At 38.0% G+C, this 20865-nt stretch carries 20 protein-coding genes; 6 read left to right on the top strand and 14 right to left on the bottom strand.

Annotation, left to right across the window (positions count from 1 at the left end; all coding sequences use genetic code 11):
• Positions 1–2: 2 nt before the first annotated feature.
• Positions 3–1004, top strand: coding sequence for an NAD(P)H-dependent glycerol-3-phosphate dehydrogenase (locus tag EHQ59_RS07515; protein WP_135618863.1), 1002 nt, complete (start codon positions 3–5; stop codon positions 1002–1004).
• Here EHQ59_RS07515 and EHQ59_RS07510 read toward each other — a convergent pair.
• The 8 genes from EHQ59_RS07510 to EHQ59_RS07475 form a co-directional block, all read right to left on the bottom strand.
• Positions 1001–1405 (bottom strand): MAPEG family protein, encoded by a 405-nt coding sequence (locus EHQ59_RS07510; RefSeq protein WP_135618920.1) that lies wholly within the window; start codon positions 1403–1405, stop codon positions 1001–1003. The two genes, EHQ59_RS07515 and EHQ59_RS07510, sit on opposite strands and share 4 nt — an antisense overlap.
• 120 nt (positions 1406–1525) lie before the next feature.
• Positions 1526–2323: an alpha/beta fold hydrolase gene (locus tag EHQ59_RS07505; protein ID WP_135618861.1), complete on the bottom strand. Its 798-nt coding sequence runs from the start codon at positions 2321–2323 to the stop codon at positions 1526–1528.
• 8 nt (positions 2324–2331) lie between these two features.
• Complete coding sequence (map, locus tag EHQ59_RS07500; RefSeq protein WP_135618859.1) at positions 2332–3087, bottom strand: type I methionyl aminopeptidase; 756 nt, start codon at positions 3085–3087, stop codon at positions 2332–2334.
• Positions 3088–4062, bottom strand: a complete 975-nt coding sequence (arsS, locus tag EHQ59_RS07495) for an arsenosugar biosynthesis radical SAM (seleno)protein ArsS (RefSeq protein ID WP_135618857.1) — start codon at positions 4060–4062, stop codon at positions 3088–3090. It lies immediately after the preceding gene.
• A gap of 3 nt (positions 4063–4065) precedes the next feature.
• Positions 4066–4404: an arsenosugar biosynthesis-associated peroxidase-like protein gene (locus EHQ59_RS07490; RefSeq protein ID WP_012387371.1), complete on the bottom strand. Its 339-nt coding sequence runs from the start codon at positions 4402–4404 to the stop codon at positions 4066–4068.
• 191 nt (positions 4405–4595) lie between these two features.
• Complete coding sequence (locus tag EHQ59_RS07485) at positions 4596–5372, bottom strand: enoyl-CoA hydratase/isomerase family protein (RefSeq protein WP_135618855.1); 777 nt, start codon at positions 5370–5372, stop codon at positions 4596–4598.
• A 1-nt stretch (position 5373) separates the two neighbouring features.
• Positions 5374–7422: an AMP-dependent synthetase/ligase gene (locus EHQ59_RS07480; protein ID WP_135618853.1), complete on the bottom strand. Its 2049-nt coding sequence runs from the start codon at positions 7420–7422 to the stop codon at positions 5374–5376.
• Positions 7423–7490: 68 nt separating this feature from the next.
• Positions 7491–7703 carry a hypothetical protein gene (locus tag EHQ59_RS07475; protein WP_425270129.1) on the bottom strand — a complete coding sequence of 71 codons (213 nt, stop codon included), beginning with the start codon at positions 7701–7703 and terminating at the stop codon, positions 7491–7493.
• A 166-nt stretch (positions 7704–7869) separates the two neighbouring features.
• On the opposite strand from EHQ59_RS07475, the gene EHQ59_RS07470 reads away from it, so the two are divergent.
• Both EHQ59_RS07470 and EHQ59_RS07465 read left to right on the top strand, forming a co-directional pair.
• Entirely contained in the window at positions 7870–8100 is a 231-nt protein-coding gene (locus EHQ59_RS07470; RefSeq protein WP_012476097.1) for a hypothetical protein, read from the top strand.
• A gap of 94 nt (positions 8101–8194) precedes the next feature.
• The gene (locus EHQ59_RS07465; protein WP_341867141.1) at positions 8195–9859 is read left to right on the top strand and encodes a MutS-related protein; all 1665 of its coding nucleotides are present in this window, start codon (positions 8195–8197) and stop codon (positions 9857–9859) included.
• Positions 9860–9879: 20 nt separating this feature from the next.
• Here EHQ59_RS07465 and EHQ59_RS07460 read toward each other — a convergent pair whose 3' ends face one another.
• Entirely contained in the window at positions 9880–11340 is a 1461-nt protein-coding gene (locus EHQ59_RS07460; RefSeq protein WP_135618851.1) for a hypothetical protein, read from the bottom strand.
• A gap of 31 nt (positions 11341–11371) precedes the next feature.
• Between EHQ59_RS07460 and EHQ59_RS17945 the strand changes: the two genes are divergently transcribed.
• The 3 genes from EHQ59_RS17945 (at position 11372) to EHQ59_RS07450 (ending at position 14671) form a co-directional block, all read left to right on the top strand.
• Positions 11372–11503, top strand: a complete 132-nt coding sequence (locus EHQ59_RS17945; RefSeq protein WP_279638178.1) for a hypothetical protein — start codon at positions 11372–11374, stop codon at positions 11501–11503.
• Between the two features lie 422 nt (positions 11504–11925).
• Positions 11926–12966 carry a HEAT repeat domain-containing protein gene (locus EHQ59_RS07455; RefSeq protein ID WP_135618849.1) on the top strand — a complete coding sequence of 347 codons (1041 nt, stop codon included), beginning with the start codon at positions 11926–11928 and terminating at the stop codon, positions 12964–12966.
• Positions 12967–12979: 13 nt separating this feature from the next.
• Complete coding sequence (locus EHQ59_RS07450) at positions 12980–14671, top strand: hypothetical protein (protein ID WP_135618847.1); 1692 nt, start codon at positions 12980–12982, stop codon at positions 14669–14671.
• Between the two features lie 45 nt (positions 14672–14716).
• On the opposite strand, the gene EHQ59_RS07445 is transcribed toward EHQ59_RS07450, so the two are convergent.
• From EHQ59_RS07445 to EHQ59_RS07425, 5 genes are read right to left on the bottom strand one after another with little or no spacing between them, the layout of a single operon-like run.
• Positions 14717–16867, bottom strand: a complete 2151-nt coding sequence (locus EHQ59_RS07445; protein ID WP_135618845.1) for an AsmA family protein — start codon at positions 16865–16867, stop codon at positions 14717–14719.
• Positions 16868–16873: 6 nt separating this feature from the next.
• Positions 16874–17830 (bottom strand): ABC transporter ATP-binding protein, encoded by a 957-nt coding sequence (locus EHQ59_RS07440; RefSeq protein ID WP_135618844.1) that lies wholly within the window; start codon positions 17828–17830, stop codon positions 16874–16876.
• Positions 17823–18812 (bottom strand): ABC transporter ATP-binding protein, encoded by a 990-nt coding sequence (locus EHQ59_RS07435; RefSeq protein ID WP_135618842.1) that lies wholly within the window; start codon positions 18810–18812, stop codon positions 17823–17825. The genes EHQ59_RS07440 and EHQ59_RS07435 overlap by 8 nt, the downstream gene beginning before the upstream one ends.
• On the bottom strand, positions 18809–19858 hold the full coding sequence (locus EHQ59_RS07430) for an ABC transporter permease (protein ID WP_135618839.1): 1050 nt from the start codon (positions 19856–19858) through the stop codon (positions 18809–18811). The genes EHQ59_RS07435 and EHQ59_RS07430 overlap by 4 nt, the downstream gene beginning before the upstream one ends.
• Complete coding sequence (locus tag EHQ59_RS07425; RefSeq protein ID WP_135618837.1) at positions 19855–20865, bottom strand: ABC transporter permease subunit; 1011 nt, start codon at positions 20863–20865, stop codon at positions 19855–19857. Before EHQ59_RS07425 ends, EHQ59_RS07430 begins: the two co-directional genes overlap by 4 nt.

Genomic DNA, 20865 nt, shown 5'->3' with positions numbered 1-20865 from the left:
TCATGAAGATTGGAATCATTGGTGCTGGAAGTTTTGGCACTGCACTAGGTAGTATTTTGGCAGACAAAGGTTACGATGTCACCCTTTGGACAAGAAGTGAGGAACAGGCTCGTTCCATCAATCAAAACCATATGAATTCCAAACATATGCCCGATTTGGTCTTACCGGATCTGCTCAAGGCAAACACTGACCTGATTCAAGTGGTAAAGGACAAGGACATGATTGTTTCTGCTCCTCCAAGCCACGCCCTTTCTGGGATCCTAAAGGAAATCAAAGACCATATCCCACTCAAAGTGCCAATTGTTTCCGCTTCCAAAGGAATCGAAAATGAAAGTTTACGTCTTGTTTCTGAAATTTTTGAATCCGAACTGCCTGGCCAATACCATTCTCAACTTTCCTATCTGTCAGGTCCAAGTTTTGCGAAAGAAATGGTGAAACGGGTTCCCACCATTGTCTCCATTGCTTCGAAAAACGAAGCCACCGCCAAACGAGTGCAAGAGATCTTTAGTTTTACTTACTTCCGTACCTATTGGACTCCCGACGTTGTAGGAGTGGAGGTTGGTGGTGCCTTAAAAAACGTGATCGCCATCGCCGCAGGTGTCGCCGACGGACTTGGGTTTGGACAAAACACAAGAGCTGCCCTCATCACACGTGGGTTAAATGAAATCACTCGAATGGGGATCAAAATGGGTGCTGACCCCATGACCTTTCTTGGTCCTTCCGGAATGGGTGACTTGGTTCTCACTTGTTGTGGGGAAGCATCCAGAAACCGAACCGTAGGATACAGGTTGGGGAAAGGGGAAAAACTCAAAGAAATTTTGGCTTCTATGAATGAAGTGGCAGAAGGAGTTAAAACCACACTCTCTACCAAAAACCTGGCTGATAAACTGGGAGTCGAGATGGCCATCACCCAAGAAGTGTATCGCATGTTATACGAAGATAAAGATCCGAAAGAGGTGGTCAAAGCTCTGATGAGCCGTGACCTCAAACGCGAAGGGGTTTAAACCAAACGAACGAGTAAGATGATATAAGTTACAATTTGTGTCATATAAAAAGTAAAACGAATGTTAACGGCAATGACATTTGTGGCTATCAAATGAGTGAGGGACTGTAATACCCTTGCTCCTAAGATCACAAATCCAGCTTGGTTTACAAATTCATCTAACTTTCCTAAACTCACAGTCAAAAATACAACCGCAAGAAAGAGAGGTAGATTTTCTAAACTATTGAGGTGAGCGCGATTCAGTCGCCAGTTGAAGTCACTTCCATGTTGGATGCCTGCTGGAAATTCATTGGATTTCTTTTTACCGAGTAACACTTGTACACTTCTGTAACTGGTGAGAGTGACACCGAGTCCGAGTGTCCAAAGCGTGAATAAAATCAATGCCAAATAAATGGGTTCCACATTTTCTCCTTCGTATCCTTTCGCATTGTGATTCCGAATTGATACAGGCGAGAATTCTAAATGACTCTTGTTCATTTGTAAACCCATTTCTGAGTTTTTTATGACAAAAGAATTTCTTTTTTAGCCCCATCCGATGGACTGAATCTTAGCCCATACTCGTAGCCATGCTAACGAGAAAAAATGGTCTGGTGCTTCTGGAATTTCTACGAGGCGGATTTGGTGGTCATGGGCAAATTGAGTTGTATATTCTTTTGGAAACCATTTGTCCTCTGAGGGAAGGAAAATCGTCACATCGGTTTGTTGTTTCAAATCGGTGTTCTCCACACGAAATCCTGGTAAAAATAAATTTCGTAAAAACTGAGTGAGAGAACTCACATGAATCCTCGCATTTTGAACAGGAAAAGCCAGGTGATTGATCTCACCTGTTGTCAACCATGTTGGTGTGGCGAGAGTTTCTAAAATCTCTTGGTTGGGACTTTTGTCATCAGAGGTCCCTGGTAAAAGTAATAAACGACTGAACTCTTCAATCGAATCGGAAGCATACAAGTATTCTAAACTTAAAACACTATCTAAGATGGGTGATAATAAAAATAATTTTTGAAAGGGAACTTGTTTGGCATACAATAAAAGTGCCGCCCCTCCTCCACTATGGCCAATTCCATACAATGGTTTATCTAAATAATTTTGTTTGTTTAGATAATCATCTAACAAAGAAATGGCGGTTTTCGGATCGTAGTTTCCTTCCGAATTTCCATGGGAAGGGGGATTAAATCGAACCAACCGTAAACCGTATTCTGTCAGTTCCGAATCACGGATCCGATAGGACCTTGCATTCCCACCAGTACTTGGCCAAAGAATGAGAATTCCTTTTGCATCTCTAGGTGAAACACCTGATTCAATGATTTCCAGAGAATGCATCTAACAATTTACAATGTAGTGATGATGGGCTTTCCATTTTGCACAATCACTGTATGTTCACATTGTGCTACATAACTTAAATTTCCTTGTCTGTTGCCAGCAACAAGAGTCCAACCATCCGATTCTTCGTAAGCTGTTTGGCTACCTGTGGAGATAAAAGATTCAATCGCAAGCACAAGGCCTTGGTTTAATTTTCTATGGTCACGTTTGTCTTCGTACACCAATACTTGTGGTTCTTCGTGGAGTTTTTTTCCCGTTCCATGACCAGCTAGGTTTTTGATCACCGTAAAACCATTTTCTTTTGCGGCAGAATGAATTTCTCTTCCAATATGACGAAGGTAATTTCCAGTAAACGCCTGTTTCGTGGCACGCATGGTTCCTTCAATGGCAGTCTCACAAAGTTTTGACAAATGATGATTTGAATTTCCAACAACAAAAGATATACCTGTATCAGCATAATACCCATCAAGTTTTGCAGAAACATCTATGTTCACCAAATCCCCGTCTTTCAAAATGGTTTCCTTTTTGGGGATGCCATGAGCGATTTCAAAATTGGTACTAATACAAGTGTAACCAGGGAATTTGTAATCAAATTTGGGAGCAGAAAAAGCACCTGCCTTCTCAAACTCTTGTTTGGCGGCCATGTCAAGTTCCAATGTGGAAACACCTGGTTTTGCTAATAGTTTTAATAATTCACGAACTTTTGCGACAAATTTGCCAGCTTTTAAAATTCCCTGTAGGTCTTTTTCATTTTGGATTGACATTTATACAATTTCTCCACCACAACTAGAACCCGCGCCAGCTGTACATCCATAACAATGGTTTGCTACAACGATTTCGCGACCAAGAAAGGAGTGCAAATCGAAATCTTTGATGTGTTTCACTTCTTTTGATTTTAAATCCAACATTTGATTGAAATCACAATCATACACAGACCCATCATATCCCACAGAAATTTGATCGAGACACATCAGTCCATCTACAGTTGCTGGGTTGTATGCATTCACCAAAGTTTCCATGTACATTTCAAACTTACCACTTCGTGTTAGGGAACCTAAAAAGCGATTGATGGGAAGGTTATTGATACAAAACAATTGGTTAAATATAATTCCGTATTTTTTAAACAGATTCTCTTTGTATTCTTTTTCTAATTGAGCCTGACCCGAACTTAAAAAAAGTCCATTAGGATTGTATACCAAATGAATCGGGAGGTTTGTGCCGTAACCAAGTGCGTTTAACTTCTTTAAGGCGGTAATAGATTTTTGATACACACCCTTCCCTCTTTGGTTGTCCGTCACATTTTCCAAAACAGAAGGTAAGGATGAAATAATCTCAACCTCGTTTTCCTTTAGAAACTCATACAACCATTCATAACCGGGTTCTTCTAAGATGGTAAGATTACATCGATCTATCACTCGTTTGCCAAGACGTTTTGCTTCTGTTACCAGATATTTAAAATGTGGATTCCCTTCGGGAGCGCCACCTGTGATATCCACTGTTTCAATCTCAGGGATTTTCGAAATGAGGTTGATACAAAGTTTTGCAGTTTCTTTGTCCATCATCTCCGTGCGAATCGGAGAAGCATCCACATGGCAATGCCGGCAAGCTTGGTTACACCACTTTCCTACATTGATTTGAAATACCTTTAAAGAACGCGCTTGGATTGGTTTTCCAACGGTTTTTAAAAATGGATTTCCACTAAAACTTTGTAAGGTGGAATATTGTTCAGTTAGTTCCATAAATCAAAAAGAAAGTTCGTCAATTTTGTTTTGCATTTGCACACTATGCACTAAGTTAATGCCTGCTGCCATTGCTGCCGCCACATGCACTGCTTCATTCATTTGGGCTTCATCAGCACCTTTTTGGAGTGAAGTGGTTGTATAGGCATCGATACAGTATGGGCATTTGAGTGCATGAGCCACTGCAAGCGCAATGAGAGCCTTTTCCCTTTCCGAAAGTGCTCCTTCTGCCATCACTGCATTGTAGTATCCAAAAAATTTATCTGCTAAAGCGGGATTTGTGCGTCCAATCTCTCCAAATTTTCCTAAGTCTTTTGCGTTGTAATAATGATTTTCTGCCATGGATTTCCTCTTTCGTATAAATTGGACGGATTCCTATACTCGTCAAGGCGAGCCTTTTCGATCATTCGAAAAAAAATATCAAATCGATCAATATTTTAGGCAAAGGATACAGTTGGTAAGTATTGGATTGGAAAGGTTAGTTTTGTGGCACATTTGATCGAAACAGTGCCACAAAACAACGACTAGATATTTTAAGTACTAAACTTTGGCCTTCGTTTTTCAATGAGAGACAAAAATCCTTCCTGCCCATCAGGAGATAAAATCACCTTGGTAAAGAGATCTGCATCCATTTGGAATAAGGATTCCATCTGTGCGCGGTAAGGTTCTCGTAAGGCAGTTTTCATTCCACGACTGGAATTGTAGGTGAGTTTGGATAAGGATTCAGCAAACTTCATTGCTTCAGGTAATAAATCTTCTGCACTAAACAATTCATCCACAAGCCCAATTTCCTTTGCTTCTGGACCTTTGATTTGTTTCCCTGTGAATAATAAATCTCGAGTGGCCTTTACTCCAACTAAGTCTTGCAATACGATGGTTGGAATCGAAGGAAAATTTAGACCTACAATTGCTTCTGAAAAACCAATCCTTCCTCCTTTGTCCACCATATATCGATAATCCGAAAACAAAGCAAACACAGCACCAGCAGCCATACAATGGCCATTGATCACGGCAATGGTAGGAACAGGAAAATGGAAATAGGTCTGAGCAGTCCGTAACAATTTTTCCACGGAACGCCTAACATCAGCTTCTCCTTTTCCATACATGAGAGTGGGTTCAATCCCATTGGAAAAAAACTGAGTTTGTGCGGAGGTGAAAAGTAAAACACGCAAGTTTGGATTGTTTGCGTGTTTGTTTAGAATTTGTTGGAATAAAACAAAAGCTTCAAAATCAAATGTGTTCTTTTCATTGGACTGCATCTTGATTTCCAAGATGCGGTCTCCATGAAAGATCTCTGCAAAAGGAGTCATATTAACTGTTTTTGTAGAGCTCCAAAATTCTGTCTTTGTATTTTTCTGTGATCACATGACGTTTCATCTTCATTAGGTTTGTGAGTTCATCCCCAACTTCAAATGGTTTTGTGATAAGAGTCACATACTGCACTTGTTCAAAGTTTTTAAATCCAGTTTTAACACTGTTAAAATTACGAACTTCTTTTTTGTAGAATTCGACAATCTTAGGATGAGTGATCAGTTTCTCTGGACTCTTTTCAGTGATTCCGTTTTCTTCTGCCCAAGGGATGAGTGCATCGAAATCAGGTACGATGACAGCACCTAAAACCTTTTGATCTTGTCCCACAACCATCGATTGTTTGATGTAAGGTGACTCATCGATTTTGTTTTCGATTGGTACTGGTTCTACGTTTTCACCACCAAGTAATACAATTGTATCCTTCGCACGACCTGTAAGAGTCAGGGTTTTTTTGAAATTGATCATTCCAATGTCACCCGTGTTCATCCAATTGTCCACGATGGTTTTTTTAGTAGTTTCTGGGTTTTTGTAGTACCCCTTCATCACTTGAGGCCCTTTTAAATGAACCACACCTTTGACACCTAACTTACCAAAGATGATATTTTTTTTATCATCAATATGGCAAAGGACATTTCCAGCATCATCGCGAATTTGCACTTGGCTAAGAGGAACGATATCACCCACAGATCCCATAATCGGACGATCAAATGTACGAGCCGAAATGACTGGTCCTGTTTCTGTCATTCCATACCCTTCGAGAACTGTAATTCCGATATCCATAAAGAAAGCATCTACGTGTTTCTGAAGAGCACCACCACCAGAGAGAGTAGCACGCAAATGGCCACCTGTCGCTTGTCTGATTTTAGAAAGCACAATTCGATCCAGTGTCAAAGAGTTAAAAAGCACTCCAAGGCCAGCCAAAACGTAAAGTGGAGTTTTGAGAGCACTTCCTTCTGGAACTAAGAAATGAGATCCAAGTAACGAAAGGATGGTCACTGTAAACGGTCCAGTTAACAACAATTTCACGATCGAAACAATGGAAAGAAACAAAGATTGTAGGATGTTTCTTCCTTCGTAATCCACTTCCCAACCTTTGAGAAATCGAATTGCTGCATGGTAGTGTTTTGAGAAAAAGTAAGCTACCTTAAATAAAAATCGTCTGACAGGAGGAGTTTGTTTCGGGTCATTGATACGAGTGTAAATCCCGTTATAGATACTTTCCCAAACCCTTGGAGCAGATGCCATAAACGTTGGTCTTGCTTTTTGGATGTCATTGCGAAGTTCTGTCACTTTTGTATAATAAGTCGAACCACCGTTAATGATGGCGAAGTATTCTACCACTCGTTCAAAGATATGCCATACAGGTAGGATGGACAACATACGATCGTCGGGTGTCACTTTTGCAACACGAGGAACTACATAATGCATCTGGTGGATCATGTTGGAATGCATGAGCATCACACCTTTTGGCATCCCTGTGGTTCCAGAAGTGTAAATCAGAGTATACAAATCATCTGGTTTGATTCCAGCCATTCGTTTCTCTGCTTCTCGTTTCCCTTTTGCGCGCAGTTCTCTTCCTTTTTCTAAAAGGTCATAAAAATGAAGGATTCCTGCACCTGACTTGAGTTTGGTGTCTTTGTCCATAATGATGACGGTTTTTACCGACTTCACTTGGGATTTGTTGTTTTTGAATTTTTCGTAAACCTTATCGTTTTCTAAAAAAACAATTTTGGCTTCCGAGTGATTTAAAATATAAACGATTTCCGAATCCGTGATGTCAGAACCACGAGGAACATTCGCCGCACCAGCAGTTAACACGGCACAATCGGCAATGATCCATTCCACTCGGTTGTCAGCTAAAACACCGACATGTTCTCTTGCTTTTACACCCAAATCAATTAGGGCTTCTGCAAGTGCGATACCATCTTCATAAAGTTGTTTATAGGTTAAGGCTTGGTAATCCTTTTGTGCATTTTTATACCAAAACGCTGGTCTTGGACCAAATTTTTCTGCGGATTCCTTATAAACTTCTGCTAGGTTATTTGCCATATCTCTCCATCTAAAAGCGGTCTTTATGATAGACCCCACTTTCAGATGGTCAAGAGAAATTTAGGCAATTAGTCCCAGTGGAACCCTTCGCGTTGGTGTCCTTTTTTCAAATGGCGTTTGCGAATTTCGTGTAGTTTGGTCAATTGGGCGAGGTTCAGAAGGTTACGAGCCGCAAGTCCTTTTTGTGGGAGAAGGGATTCGTCTTCAGTGTTGGCAAAAAACTGGTTGGTTTTAACGAAGGAGCTCTTAAACTCCAAATTCATATCAGGATAGAAATCCATACAAGCCTCCGTGCTTTCCGGTTTCCGGGGTTTCTCTATTTTGAAGGTTCCCACCATCCGTGGTAGGTAGCCTCCCCCCAATATATGTATCGCCGAAATATGAATATCCTGAAGTAAAAAATTTTGCTTGTACTATTTTTTTTTCTCTGATTTTTGGTATTCGTTCATGACGATTCGATTAGAAAATTCTACAGGAAGACGAAGCGGGCGCTTTGTTGCTTATGAGTATGGAGAAGACCTATTTGGCACTCTGTATCTCAATAAGTTTTCTGGTCGCGAGAAAGGACGTCTCATCGACAAATGGAGATTAAATGACTTAGGAAGTCTCATCCGTGTCCTCGATACAGAGATTTCTCGTAGGGAAGAAGAAAATTACGAACGACCACTTTTCCACTAATCCGAGTTTTGGTTTCTTTCGCAAAAGAGAATCTAGGTTTACTTCTCTCCTACCTAAACTCAAACAAAAACTAAGAACTCTATCGATTCTTCGTTTGGTCAATTTTCTGACCTGTATCTCCTTAACCTTTCTCTTTTACCTCTTACAACTTTCGTATGTGTATACTCTTGGAATTTTGATCCTTCTTGTTCCTTTTTTCTTTTTAGTTCGCTTGTATCAAAAATTGAAATCGAGAATGGAAAACCTAGAAGGAAATATCGATTTTACAAGACAAGAATTGTTTCGTATCACAGGGAATCATAAAAACCTTCGAGTGAGAGAACCTTGGGAATATCCAGAATCCATCCGGAATCACCCTCTTTCCATTGACTTAGATTTATGTAATAAATATGGTTTTTTTTCTTACCTAGATACAACGGTCACGAAACAAGGTTTCCAAGAGTTTTTGAATGTATTTCTAAAAAACGATGTTGCAGGAAACAAAGAGATCTTAGAGCGGCAATCCTTTATCAAAGGAATCTCTGAAAAGAAATACAAGGCCTATCTCCTACTCAAATTCTTTCATTTGAAGATACGGGAACCACAAATCAAATCGGAAGGAAATGTATTTGTAAATCCTATCTCCTTTTGGAAGGGAAACTTTCGTAGGATTTTGGTTTATCTATTTCCCATTTTGAGTGTATTCACTCCTTTGTATGGAATCATATCCCTACTCTTTGACTTACCTCTCCTTCCACTGCTTCTCTTTTGTAATGGGATGATTTTTTTAAGTTATCGAAAGGAATCTCTTCGCACTTGGAAAGAAATTGCAAAACTTTCATCCACGGCTTCCGAGTTTTCAAAATTAATTTTGTATGTTTCGAAAGAGAAACGTACTACAAAAAAACAACTGAAACAAATCACAAGTCTTGGTGATTCCTATGAAATATTAATTTCACCCCTTCCTCATATCATATTGAATGTACTCTTTTTTTGGGATTTATGGAAGATTCGAAAATTTTCCCAATGGATCCATCATTATGGAGAGGTTTGGAATCAAAAATGGACAGAAATCGTCAAATTGGATTCCGTCTCACCTTTTGTGAATGATTCTTTTTTGCATCGGGAATATAACTTTCCGAATCTAACTGAAACGAATACACTGAAGGCATCCCAAATCACACACCCTCTTCTCCCAAAAGAGAAATCCGTTTTCAATCCCCTCACAGAAATTCACCCAGGTGACCTAGTTGTCATTACAGGTTCTAATATGAGCGGTAAAACAACTTACCTGCGTTCGGTGGCCGTTTCATTATTACTGGCGAGAGCAGGTTCCAAAGTTTGTGGTACAAGTTTTGAGTTTATGCCATTTCAAATCCATACCTTGATTCGTTCCCAAGATTCTCTGGAAGATGGAGTTTCCTTTTTTTATTCAGAAGTTAGAAGGCTTGCTGACATCTTAAATTCAGCAAATTCGGAATCACATATCCCCATTCTGTTTTTAGATGAGATTTTAAAGGGAACTAATTCGAAAGAACGCTATATTGCCACAAGGGAACTTTTGTTCGCATTACGCGAGAAAGGTGCCATTGTGTTTGTGACAACACATGATTTAAAATTGAGTGAAATTCCTTGGGCAAAACAATTCCACTTCACTGAACTAGAAGTCAATGGAAGGATGGAATTTGATTACAAAATTCGACCAGGTGTCTCCACATCTACCAATGCTTTAAAGATTCTAAAAAAAGAAGGAATCCCGATTCGAAACGAAGAAGTGTGAAAGGGGGTTGTTTCCATCGGTCACGGTTTGAATCGAGTTACAAAAGAATTGAAAGTTGTACTTCCTTTGGGAATGATCGCATTTTCTATGTCAACGGATGAAAAGCCAATCGCTGTATAAGAACCATCACAATGCCTCTGAAAGGAAGTAATCGTATTTCCTTTTGTATAATACCGAGAGATTTCTAAAAAATCGGATCGATTCACTTCAGAGATATAACCTGATAAGACTCCACTAGCACTCCTACTTCCCGATAGGATGAAACGATCTGTACTTTGATCGAGTAATCTCGCGGTTCCATGTGTGAGATACTCAGTGATTTTATAAATAAAACTGGAATAGTTTTCGTTTCCAGAACCATCTAACAAAAAAAATTGGGTTGCATCACCGGTCAATGGATTGGGGTGGTTGAGGCCTTGTGAAAACACGGCATCACCGTAAGTACTCCCTAAAGTAAAGGAAGAGTCTGAATAAGCGAGGTCAGATATGAACAACAAATCAGTTGTATTGGCACCAGATCCGACATACCGATACCATTGGTAGTCAAAGTTTTGGTCTAATTTCACAACTACCTTAGTCGAATTTGCAGGTTTTACATTTTTTCCGTTCGGATATAAGACACTCAAATCTGCCGCACTAGTACTAACTGAGGTAGAGAGATAAAATCCACTACCATTGGGTATTTCTGTGATTTTAATTGGGTTATAGTAAGTTACATCTCCTGGCACATTCATAACTTTTGTCCAAAGAGTGGTTCCCTCATAAGAAAGTTTTCGGATGAACCAATCCTCTCCAGAATAGGTACCAAGCAAAGTTCCATTATTGGTTAAACTGGTAGTGGTGTATCCAAAGAGATAAAGACCAGATCCATCTAAGCTATCAATAACAGAACCAAGCCTTGTATTGGATCCTAATACTGAATCATTAATATAGGTTGTCCAAAGAAACTCTCCATTAAAATTGAGTTTTCCTACGACCGCGTTGCCGGTAGTTCCCACAGTGCCAGCAAATGGATGTAATGTGAGAGGTAAACTTGTATCAGTTGCAAGAAAAAAGTATACTCCATCATCCTCTCTGAGTAAAACGTCAAATCGAGCGTCAGATCTTTTGCCAATATAATTGAACCACTCCATCCCACCTGTTGCATTCTTTTTGGTAATAAAAAAATTGATATCTGATCCTGGTGTCCCGGTAAAACCAACGCCACCCCCAGGAAAATTGAATTGGGATTGTCCAATTGAATAACTATTATAGTTCCGATCTACTTTGATCCCAAATCCTAAGGTTGTGCCACTCGTAGCAGTGCCTACAAAACTATCCCATGGCCCTGGAGCAGGTTTACAGGATTTACAGGCATCATAGACTCCTAAAGCACATAGTACAACAGCATTTTCAAAGTAACTTTTGGAGTTTGGATCAGCGGGATTATTCAGTGACAGCGGTTTGCAAAGAAATATATTTACGATGGAAATAATAAGCAAGTGAGAATAACACTGTTGCAGAAGATTCAATATGTGCTTTTTTTTATTTGATGTAAAAGATTCTTTGTATTGGAAATTTTTAGTTTCTCTCACCATGTTACTCAGTTTGGAATCAAAAAAAATCAATACAAGGAAATTTTTTATTAACAAAATGAAAATATAAAGAGATCAAAACATTTTAATCATTTGCGATCAATAGGAATCATACAAAGAGTACAATGATATTAGTATTTTGGTTTAAAACAAAATCGTATGTGAACTCCTTTGATTTTCTGTTACACCATTAGGGTTATAAATGAAATTGATTACGCAAAACAAGGGGACATTTCAATTCTAAGCCATCTTACTTAAGATGGATGGTTAGATCCAGAAGGATCAACATGATAATGACCAAGAGTCATCAAAGCAGAAGTTTCCAGACACAAAGGATCACTTGGTTCCAACTGAATGGCAGCATAAAACACCAGGTCTCTCTCATTTCTAAATACGCAGTCATGTTTTTTCCATCGAATGTATTCTTGACAAGGATAGAAAATTCCACAACACTTGGTGAATTCTGGCAATTGCCATCGACTGGAGTGTTACGTGAAGAAAGGTTTCACATTTTTAATTTTCGCTTTGAGTTTCCATTTGTATGCGGGTGATCTAAAAGATGCCTTAAAAACTGCCGCAGATGACGCTGAAAAAATATCCATCCTATCGGAAATGGGGAAATCTGGTGAATCAAAGTATGTAAAACCAGTGACTGAACAGCTAGAGAAAGGGGAATCAAGCAAAATTCGCGCCCAAGCTGCCACTTCCTTAGGAGATCTCAAAGCAGGGATCAACGAATTACATAAGGCTTATGAGAATGATGATGTTTACGTTAGAGAATCTGCGATCGATGCTTTAGCAAGAATTGGGAATGCAAAATCACAATCTTATTTTGAAAAAGGAATCAAAGACAAAAGCGAAAAAATTCGTTTTTCTAGTGTTCAAGGATTATCAAAAGTTGGAAGAAGCGGAAATGCACCTATCTTCCGTAATGCGATTGAATGGAAAGATAAACCTACACAACTAGCAGCCATCCGAGGTCTTGGAAACATAAACGCTTGGGATGAGTGGAAGTATGTAAAACCATTCTGCACAAATCCAGATAAAGATTTTGTTATGGCTTGTTTATACAGTGCCGGAAAATTCAAAACTGACGAATCATTAGCAGCAATCGAAGGACTATTACCAAGTCCTGATACAGAAATCAGCAAAGAAGCATTTGATGCGATTTCCAATTTCAAACCTGCACAAGTGATTCCTACCTTGATTCGATTCAAAAAAACGAATCCAAATCACCCTAACTTGGCAGACTTAAGTGCAAACTTAAAAAAGTTAAAAGCGGCAAAACAATATGCAATCATCAATGTTTCAGACCGTTTGAATTTGAGATCAAAAGCGAATGAACGATCCGAAGTGATCACAGGTCTTCCAGGAAATGCGGTTGTTGAAATTGTATCTAGAGAACCTAGAAAGTATATCATCACCAATAGCAAAGGTGAAGAGATGGAAGACTTTTGGTACCAAGTCAAAACAAGTGACGGTAAAAAAGGATTTTTATTCGGTGAATACATCCATGTAGTGGATAGTTACTAAGAGAGTATTGATGATGAATCATTCAAAAAAAATCATTGGGATTCTTATCCTTTTGTCTGCTGTAGTTCTCATGAACTGCAGCAAAAAAAAAGTAGAGAATTTCACAGTTCCTAAAAAAATATTTTTTGTAGATCCAAAAGACACAATCGAAGTATTACAAACAGAAGAACCATTAGCTGAAAAAATCGGAACCATCGGTGATCTAGATGCCGTTCAAGTTGTAGCCTCTATCGCCTTTGAAAAAAAAGATATGGTATACAAAACATACCAAATCAAATGTCCCACTTCCATTAAACAAAAGTGTAAAACAGAATTTGGTTATATCCGAGAATTTGATGTAGCGGGAAGTGACTTTCTAAAATCGTCATCTTACAATGTTGCGAATCAGAAAAAGAAAATCATTGTCTCTGATGAGGAATACGACGAAAGTAATGATGTCAAAAAATGGATTCTGGATCCAAAATCTGTTAAAAGTTCAATCACGTTTAATTACTTCACGATTTTTCAATTTTTATTAGAAACATTGGTTTCGTCACCTGATGACCAACTTCTAAAAATCGAAGAACTGTACCAAGTGATCAAATTAGTAGAAAATCCTTCCAGAGAAGACCAATATGTGACTTCACTGAAGAAAAAGTATCCAATTCTAAATGAAGTAGATGAAGCTGGAGCCATTTCTTCCATTAAAACGAATAATGATTTTGATCAAAGATTAACGGAACTCCGAAATGAATTGGTAAATTCTTTCATTGCAGGTTTTCCACTACGATCTTCCACCTTCAAAGGGTTAGTTGGACAGTTCAACAAACTAAAAAATTATCCTTATCTTTCTGAAAAAGTATTCGAAACCTTATCAAAAGAAGGAGTTTATTCAGTTTCTGGATTCGAAAGCCAATATCTTGTAAATTCAGATTCAGGATCATTAGCGATTACCAAACTCAAAAAAATTGATCCTAATTTAGATCCAACGAAAACGGTTGGTCGATTTGAGATCTTATCGGAAGCCGGGGCTAATTTTCGAATCAAAATCCAAATTTTAGATGCAATGGGAAATGGTACAAAAGAAGAAACTTACTCGATTGTTTCCATCTCAGCAGAAGAATCCGGTTCCTCCATGGGATTTAAAGTAAAAACAGACAAACAAGATTTTATTTTGTCGCCTTTGGAAACAACACCTAACTTATTGATAGCGGGAGAAGGATTCAAAGAATATGTAAAAGCAATCCCAAGTGATTACAAAGACATCATCAAAAACAATAGCTACGAAAAAGCAAAAATGTTAATCGCATTAAAATTTGGCGAAGGTGGCTTTGATGATAAACTGGGAAAGATGGTTTATACTTTGTCTGCTTCCAAACGATATTGGATTATGTTAGATTTGTTCCGCTTTAATCCTTCAGTGACTCGTTCTACTGATTATTCTGGAACTTTGGAAACATCATTCTCAGTTGATGATAGCACATGTATTACTACAACAAAATGGAGACAACCGAAAGGTGAATTGTACATTACTGGTATCGAAAAAAGCTGTTATTCAGACTACGAAGAAACAGTGGAACCAAGTGAACTCATTTGTTTCTACGATGGTAGTACAAGGTACTTCCAAATCGAGTTTTCACCTTCTGAATTGAGATCCGATAATCCGAAGGTAGAGTTTAAATATGATGACTCTGGTGTTTGCCAAGTGATCCAACACATCATGTAACAAAAATATCATTACATACCAAAAATGTGGAAAAAACCAATGAAATCATTCCTTGGTTTTTTCTTCTTTTTTCTCTTCTTCTTCCTTTCCACCAAACAATGACTTAATCCCACTCCAACTTTTCTGCACACCTGTTGTCACATTGTCGACTGCTTTGTTTACATACTCAGACATTGCAGAACCAGCAATCCCTCCCACAGCTGCTCCCGCTGGACTTGCCAAGAAGATTGTTCCCGCATAAACGGAACCTAACCAAATAGGATCGATAAACGGTGTGGAGACGCCATAAGTACCGCGATAGATAATGGGGAGTTTTAATGCTTTGCCCGCTACTCCAGGAAAAGCAATGGTAAACTTCATATCAATTGCTTTGTTAAAACCAATTTTCCCACCTCCAGAACCTGCAATCCCATCAGCCTTTAAGGCAAAATTCTTCACATCGATGTTTTCTTTTGCATAGAAAAAATCAAATTTTAGTTCGTTATAAGGAGTGGCTCGGCTAAAGTCGATTTTTTTTAAGTTGATGATACTTCCAATAGAACTAATTGGTTTTAGAATGTTTGTATAACTGAGTAACTCACCATTTTTGGCATTGATATTACCAGTAATTTGTAAATTGTTTAGGAGTCCATCTTCCGTATCAGAAGGAGAAACAAGGACAAATTCAGAGTCCAGATTACCAGTGATAGGTGAAATTTTGAATATATCGGATAATAAGGGAGCAATCGCAGCATGTTGGATTTCTCCTTTGAGTGTCAAACCAACTGGACTCGTCCAACTATAGGTCCCAGTTCCTACTGCAATTCCATTATATGCTTTTAGCTCATAACGATTGATCGTTAATTTTCGTTTTGCATAATGTACATTTAACTTTAAAGAATCGGCTTTGAAATCAACTACTGATAAATTTCGTAGATGGAAGTTAAGATAGACATTCATTCGATTCGCGTATCCCGTGCTTGGAATATCACGAGTGAGAATCGATTTTTCAAAATCAGGATCTATCCAAATTTTAATGACCTTAATGATACTTGGAACATCGAGGTAGTCTGACGTTCCTTCAAAAGAAACTGTCGGTGACAAAGGTGGTTTTAGAAAATTGACAAAACCAGAACCATATAATTTTGACTTACCTTTCCACTCCACAATGATATTGGCAAAAGAAAGTTTGTCTTCACTGATATCATAATGCATTAAGGTAGAAACATGGCCGTCGGCAAAAGTTTTACCATCCTTTAACGCCAAGTCTTGAATGTGCATTCGATCTACTACTGCATAGATTTTTGCCGCATCACGTTTGTAAAATGGAATGGTGCCCGATGTTTTTGCAAATCGCAAATCACCTCTGGTAAATATAATTACGATATCATGTAAATCGATTCCCTTTAGATTTTGAAACGTAAATTCACCTTCCAATCGCAAGGATTCATAGGTCATCTTATCTTCTAAAAAGAGGAGATCGATACTGAGTGTAATGGGTTCGTTGTTTAATTTTCCATACACGTAAACATCAATATTTCGTAGATCCCTATCTAAGTGAAAGGTGGCACCCCAAAGATATAAATTGATATTTCTGGAATACAACTTATCTTCAAATAAAATCGTAATATTTTTGATTTCGATTTGATTTACGAAATTCGCAAATGTTTTAGCAAAATAAAGTTCAATTGGTTTGTCTATGTTGGTTTCTTCTGACCCGGTAACGTTCTGAGACTTGGTAATTGTAGATTGCGTTACCGTTTTGTTTTCTTTGTTTGCATTTGTGTTGGAGTTTGAATTACTTTTGGTAGCGATTCGTTCAAAGAGAGGAAAGGACTCATCTTTTTCACGTGTAATTTCTACAGTACCAGTATTCAGATAGATTTTTCGAATTTCTAATGGATTTCCAACAAATACTCCATAATACACTTCAATCCGAAGTTTTTGCACATGAATCAATTCATCATTTGATTTGGATACGGTAACATCGGTTAACTCAATTCCCGGAAAAGGAAAAAAAACAGGTTCCGAAGTTTTATAATTTACATTGAGTTCTGTTAGATTATAAGCAGTTTCTAGGATTAGATTTTTGTAGTAATCTGGATCAGCTAACAAAGGATACAAAACAAAAAACATTGTCATTGAAACGACAAAGATTCCGGTTAATAGGATTTTCCCAATTACACCTTTGATTGTATCACGTAGAGATAATTTCACAAAAATTCACTGCAAAGGAAAATGGCATTTCACCTTATGTGCATCCAAAGGATAAGTTTCCTTTGGTTCATCCGTTTTGCAAATCTCTTTTGCGATTGGACATCTTGTATGAAATTTACATCCTTTTGGTTGGTTAAGAATACTTGGGATTTCCCCAACCAATGGTTTTGAAGTTTTGTTTCGATCCTTCAAATCAAAACTAGCAGAAAACAATGCTTTTGTATAAGGATGGCGTGGTTTTTGGCTAATCTCATCCCGACTTCCTTCTTCTACAATTTGACCTAAATACATCACTGCGATTCTGTCTGACACATGTTTTACGATATTGAGATCATGTGAAATGAATAAGTAGGACAATCCGTACTTTTCTCTTAGGAATAACAAATTGTTAATCACTTGGGCTTGGGTGGAAATATCCAAAGCAGATACGGCTTCATCGCAAACGACTAAACTCGGTTCCAAAATGAGGGCACGAGCAATCGCGATCCTTTGCCTTTGTCCACCGCTGAATTCATGAGGGTATCTATGCAAAATATCCTCTGGTAAATTGACTTCTGACAATGCTTCGATTGCTTTTTCTTTTTTTTCCGCTGAACTTAGATTTGAAAAATGAATTTGTAATCCCTCGGTGACAATTTCTTCAATCGTAAAACGAGAGTTTAACGAAGAATAAGGATCTTGGAAAACAACTTGGATTTTTGATTTTAGAAGTTTTTGATTTTCCTTCGAAATGTTTCTGAGCTCTTGGTCTTCAAACGAAATATTCCCTTTATCATACGGTAACAAAGATAAGATGGCTCGACCAATCGTGGATTTCCCACAACCTGATTCCCCCACTAGACCTAAAATTTTTCCTTTGGGTATGGAAAAACTGACTCCATCCACTGCCACCAAACGTTTTGTAGAAAAGGATAAAGATTGTGTTTGTTTATAAGAAACAACTAAGTTTTCTACTTTAAGCACTTTCGTTTCCTCCATACAAAAAACATTCTACAATTTGTGACTCTGTAACCTTTGTTGGTTTGGGAACCTTAGTGTGGCAGATTTCCAATTTTTCCTTACAACGAGTATGGAATCGACATCCGGAGGGATAGGATTTGGGAGAAGGAACAATTCCATCGATCGTAATTAATTTTTTCCCAATATTTTCATGATTCGGGTAAGCTGAAATTAATGCCTTCGTATAAGGATGTTTTGGAGCATCAATGACTAAATCAACATTTCCTTGTTCTACAATTTTACCTGCATACATCACAGCGATTCGATCGGCAATATGACTCACAAGACCGATATCATGTGAAATAAACAAAACAGACATTCCATGTTCTTTTTTTAATTCTTTTAATAATTCAATTAACTGAAGTTGGATGGTTACATCAATGGCACTCGTTGGTTCATCAGCAATTAGGATTTTTGGATCACACATAAGTGCCATGGCGATACAAACTCTTTGTAACATTCCACCAGAAAATTGATTCGGATATTGTTCTAATCGATGTTTGGCGTCTGTGATCCCCACTCGTTCCAACAAATAAATTGCTTTATTTTCTGCTTCTTCTCGTGAACCCAGACCATGATGTAAAAAACTTTCCACCAATTGATTGCCAATTTTATGTAATGGATTCAATGCAGAAAAAGGTTCTTGAAAAACATACGTGATTTCCCTTCCACGAACAGATCGTAGATGCTCACTATTTGCTTTTAATAAATCATTTCCTTGAAACGTAATCGAACCAGTAGGGTATAAAGTTGTATTCGCCGGTAATAATTTGGTTAAAGCCAAACTGGTGATGGATTTTCCACAACCAGATTCCCCTACCAATGCCAATGTTTCTCCCTTTTCTAAATCAAAACTAATTCCACTGACGATAGGTAAAATTCCATCATCCGTTTTGATTTCGATGGATAAATTGTTAACTGTGATGGCTTTTGGATTGGATGTCATTCGTAAACCACCTTGTCTTTTGGATCAAACGCATCTCGTAATCCTTCACCAACAAATGCAGAAAATAAAATAGTTAAAAAGAGAGCAACAGATGGAAAAGTAATAAGCCACCATGCAGTAAGTCTTTCTCTCCCTTGGCCGATGAGTTCTCCCCAGGAAGGATTTGGTGCTGGGATTCCGTAACCCAAAAAGTCCAAAGCAGATAAAACTGAAATCGCCGATATTAAGATGAAAGGTAAAAAGGTCACAAGGGGTGTAAGTGAATTGGGTAACAAATGCCTCATGATGATGGAATAGGAAGAAGCACCTAATGTTTTGGCTGCATCAACAAACTGTTGATTACGAAGTTTCAAAAACTCTCCCCGCATATAATAACTGAGTCCAATCCAACTGAGAGAACCATAGGTCACGATCAGAACCATAAATCCTCTTCCAAAAAAAGAACCCATAATCAAAATCAAATAGAGAAACGGGATGGCTGATAGAATCTCAATGATCCTTTGCAAAAACAAATCCAATCTTCCTACAAAATACCCTTGGATCCCACCAATAAAGGAAGCGAGTAAAATCTCCACAACGATGAGGATCAAACTAAAGGTCATCGCAAGCCGATAACCATAGATAATTCTTGTGAATACATCTCGTCCCCTATCGTCTGTTCCCATCCAATGCCGAAGAGATGGTTTGGAGGGAGGATTGGTCCCCTCTTCTAAACTTTCCAAATTGTCTTCGTTCACTCCAAAGGGAATTGGAGGAAACACCATATAGTTGGAAGAATTTTGAAATCGATCTTCTCGATTTAGTTTTTTATAATTTGCTTCTGTTAGATTGACTCCACCAAACTTTGTTTCTGGATAAAACTGAAAGATCGGAAAGGAAACAGAACCCTCATACAAAACAAACAATGGTTTGTTATTGATGAGAATCGGCGAAAACAAAGAAAGAATATAAGTATAAAACAAAATCATCAAAGAATAATACGCACGTTTATTCTTTTTGAATTTTTCCCACTTACGAAGGTTTGCCGGGTTTGATATAAACTTCATTCGAAATCAATCCTCGGATCAATTAGGATATAACAAAAATCAGAGACTATTTTTCCAATGAGTCCTAAAAAACTTTGTGCCAAGAGTAAACCCATCATAAGGTCAGTATCTCTTTCTCGAACGGCCTCAAAACTGAGCAGTCCCATTCCATCAATGTTAAATACCAATTCAATAAAGAGAGAACCGGAGAAAATTAAAGTTAGGTTACTACCAAATCCTGTGGCTATGGGAATGAGTGAATTTCGAAATGCATGTTTAAAAATAGAATCCGAAAAACTAAGTCCCTTGGAGATTGCAGTTCTTACATATTCCTTTGCAATTTGGTCGAGCAAACTATTTTTCATTAACAAGGTGAGAACAGCAAAACTTCCGACCACATAACAGATCACAGGCAAAAACATATGAGCCAATCGATCTTTGATTTTTCCCCAAACACTTAAATCTTCGTAAAAATCAGATACTTCATGTCCCAAAGGAAAAAAGGAAAATACTTCCCCAGACGCAAATACATACAAGAGTAACATCGCAAAGGCGAATACGGGAAGAGAATACGTAAAAAAGATGATGAAACTGGTGATGAAATCAAAGCGACTTCCTTCTTTTAACGCTTTTTGAATTCCCAAAGGAATACAAATCAGATAAGTCAAAAAGAATCCTGATAAACCAAAGAAGAGGGAAACAGGAAGTTTTTCCACAATGAGTTCTGAAACTTTGCGGGAATGGAGTCTTGATTCTCCTAAATCAAATTGCACAATTTGTTTTAACCAATACAAATAGGCAACCGGTGCTGGTTTGTCTAAATGGAGTCTTTTTTTGATTAAATCAATTTCTTCTTGGGAAATTTGTTTGGTAGAAGCTCCTGCCAAATTGCCTGCACCTTTTAATTTTGCAATTTCGCTATTGAGAGGTCCACCAGGAGCAAAATGTGAGATTAAAAAAACCAAAAATGTGATTCCCAGTAAGGTTGGAAAAATCAACAAAAACCGTTTTAAAAAATATTTCCACAT

The sequence above is a fragment of the Leptospira kemamanensis genome (genome assembly GCF_004769665.1).
In the GTDB taxonomy this organism is placed as follows: Bacteria; Spirochaetota; Leptospiria; order Leptospirales; family Leptospiraceae; genus Leptospira_A; species Leptospira_A kemamanensis.
This window is presented reverse-complemented; position numbering and strand designations above follow the sequence as displayed.

What these genes read in the sequence shown, in the direction of transcription:
- EHQ59_RS07515 (WP_135618863.1), top strand. Translation starts at nt 3, where the DNA reads ATGAAGATTGGAATCATTGGTGCTGGAAGTTTTGGCACTGCACTAGGT.
- EHQ59_RS07505 (WP_135618861.1), bottom strand. Translation starts at nt 2,323, where the DNA reads ATGCATTCTCTGGAAATCATTGAATCAGGTGTTTCACCTAGAGATGCA.
- map (WP_135618859.1), bottom strand. Translation starts at nt 3,087, where the DNA reads ATGTCAATCCAAAATGAAAAAGACCTACAGGGAATTTTAAAAGCTGGC.
- arsS (WP_135618857.1), bottom strand. Translation starts at nt 4,062, where the DNA reads ATGGAACTAACTGAACAATATTCCACCTTACAAAGTTTTAGTGGAAAT.
- EHQ59_RS07490 (WP_012387371.1), bottom strand. Translation starts at nt 4,404, where the DNA reads ATGGCAGAAAATCATTATTACAACGCAAAAGACTTAGGAAAATTTGGA.
- EHQ59_RS07485 (WP_135618855.1), bottom strand. Translation starts at nt 5,372, where the DNA reads ATGACTCCTTTTGCAGAGATCTTTCATGGAGACCGCATCTTGGAAATC.
- EHQ59_RS07480 (WP_135618853.1), bottom strand. Translation starts at nt 7,422, where the DNA reads ATGGCAAATAACCTAGCAGAAGTTTATAAGGAATCCGCAGAAAAATTT.
- EHQ59_RS07475 (WP_425270129.1), bottom strand. Translation starts at nt 7,703, where the DNA reads ATGGATTTCTATCCTGATATGAATTTGGAGTTTAAGAGCTCCTTCGTT.
- EHQ59_RS07470 (WP_012476097.1), top strand. Translation starts at nt 7,870, where the DNA reads ATGACGATTCGATTAGAAAATTCTACAGGAAGACGAAGCGGGCGCTTT.
- EHQ59_RS17945 (WP_279638178.1), top strand. Translation starts at nt 11,372, where the DNA reads ATGTGCTTTTTTTTATTTGATGTAAAAGATTCTTTGTATTGGAAATTT.
- EHQ59_RS07450 (WP_135618847.1), top strand. Translation starts at nt 12,980, where the DNA reads ATGAATCATTCAAAAAAAATCATTGGGATTCTTATCCTTTTGTCTGCT.
- EHQ59_RS07435 (WP_135618842.1), bottom strand. Translation starts at nt 18,812, where the DNA reads ATGACATCCAATCCAAAAGCCATCACAGTTAACAATTTATCCATCGAA.
- EHQ59_RS07430 (WP_135618839.1), bottom strand. Translation starts at nt 19,858, where the DNA reads ATGAAGTTTATATCAAACCCGGCAAACCTTCGTAAGTGGGAAAAATTC.
- EHQ59_RS07425 (WP_135618837.1), bottom strand. Translation starts at nt 20,865, where the DNA reads ATGTGGAAATATTTTTTAAAACGGTTTTTGTTGATTTTTCCAACCTTA.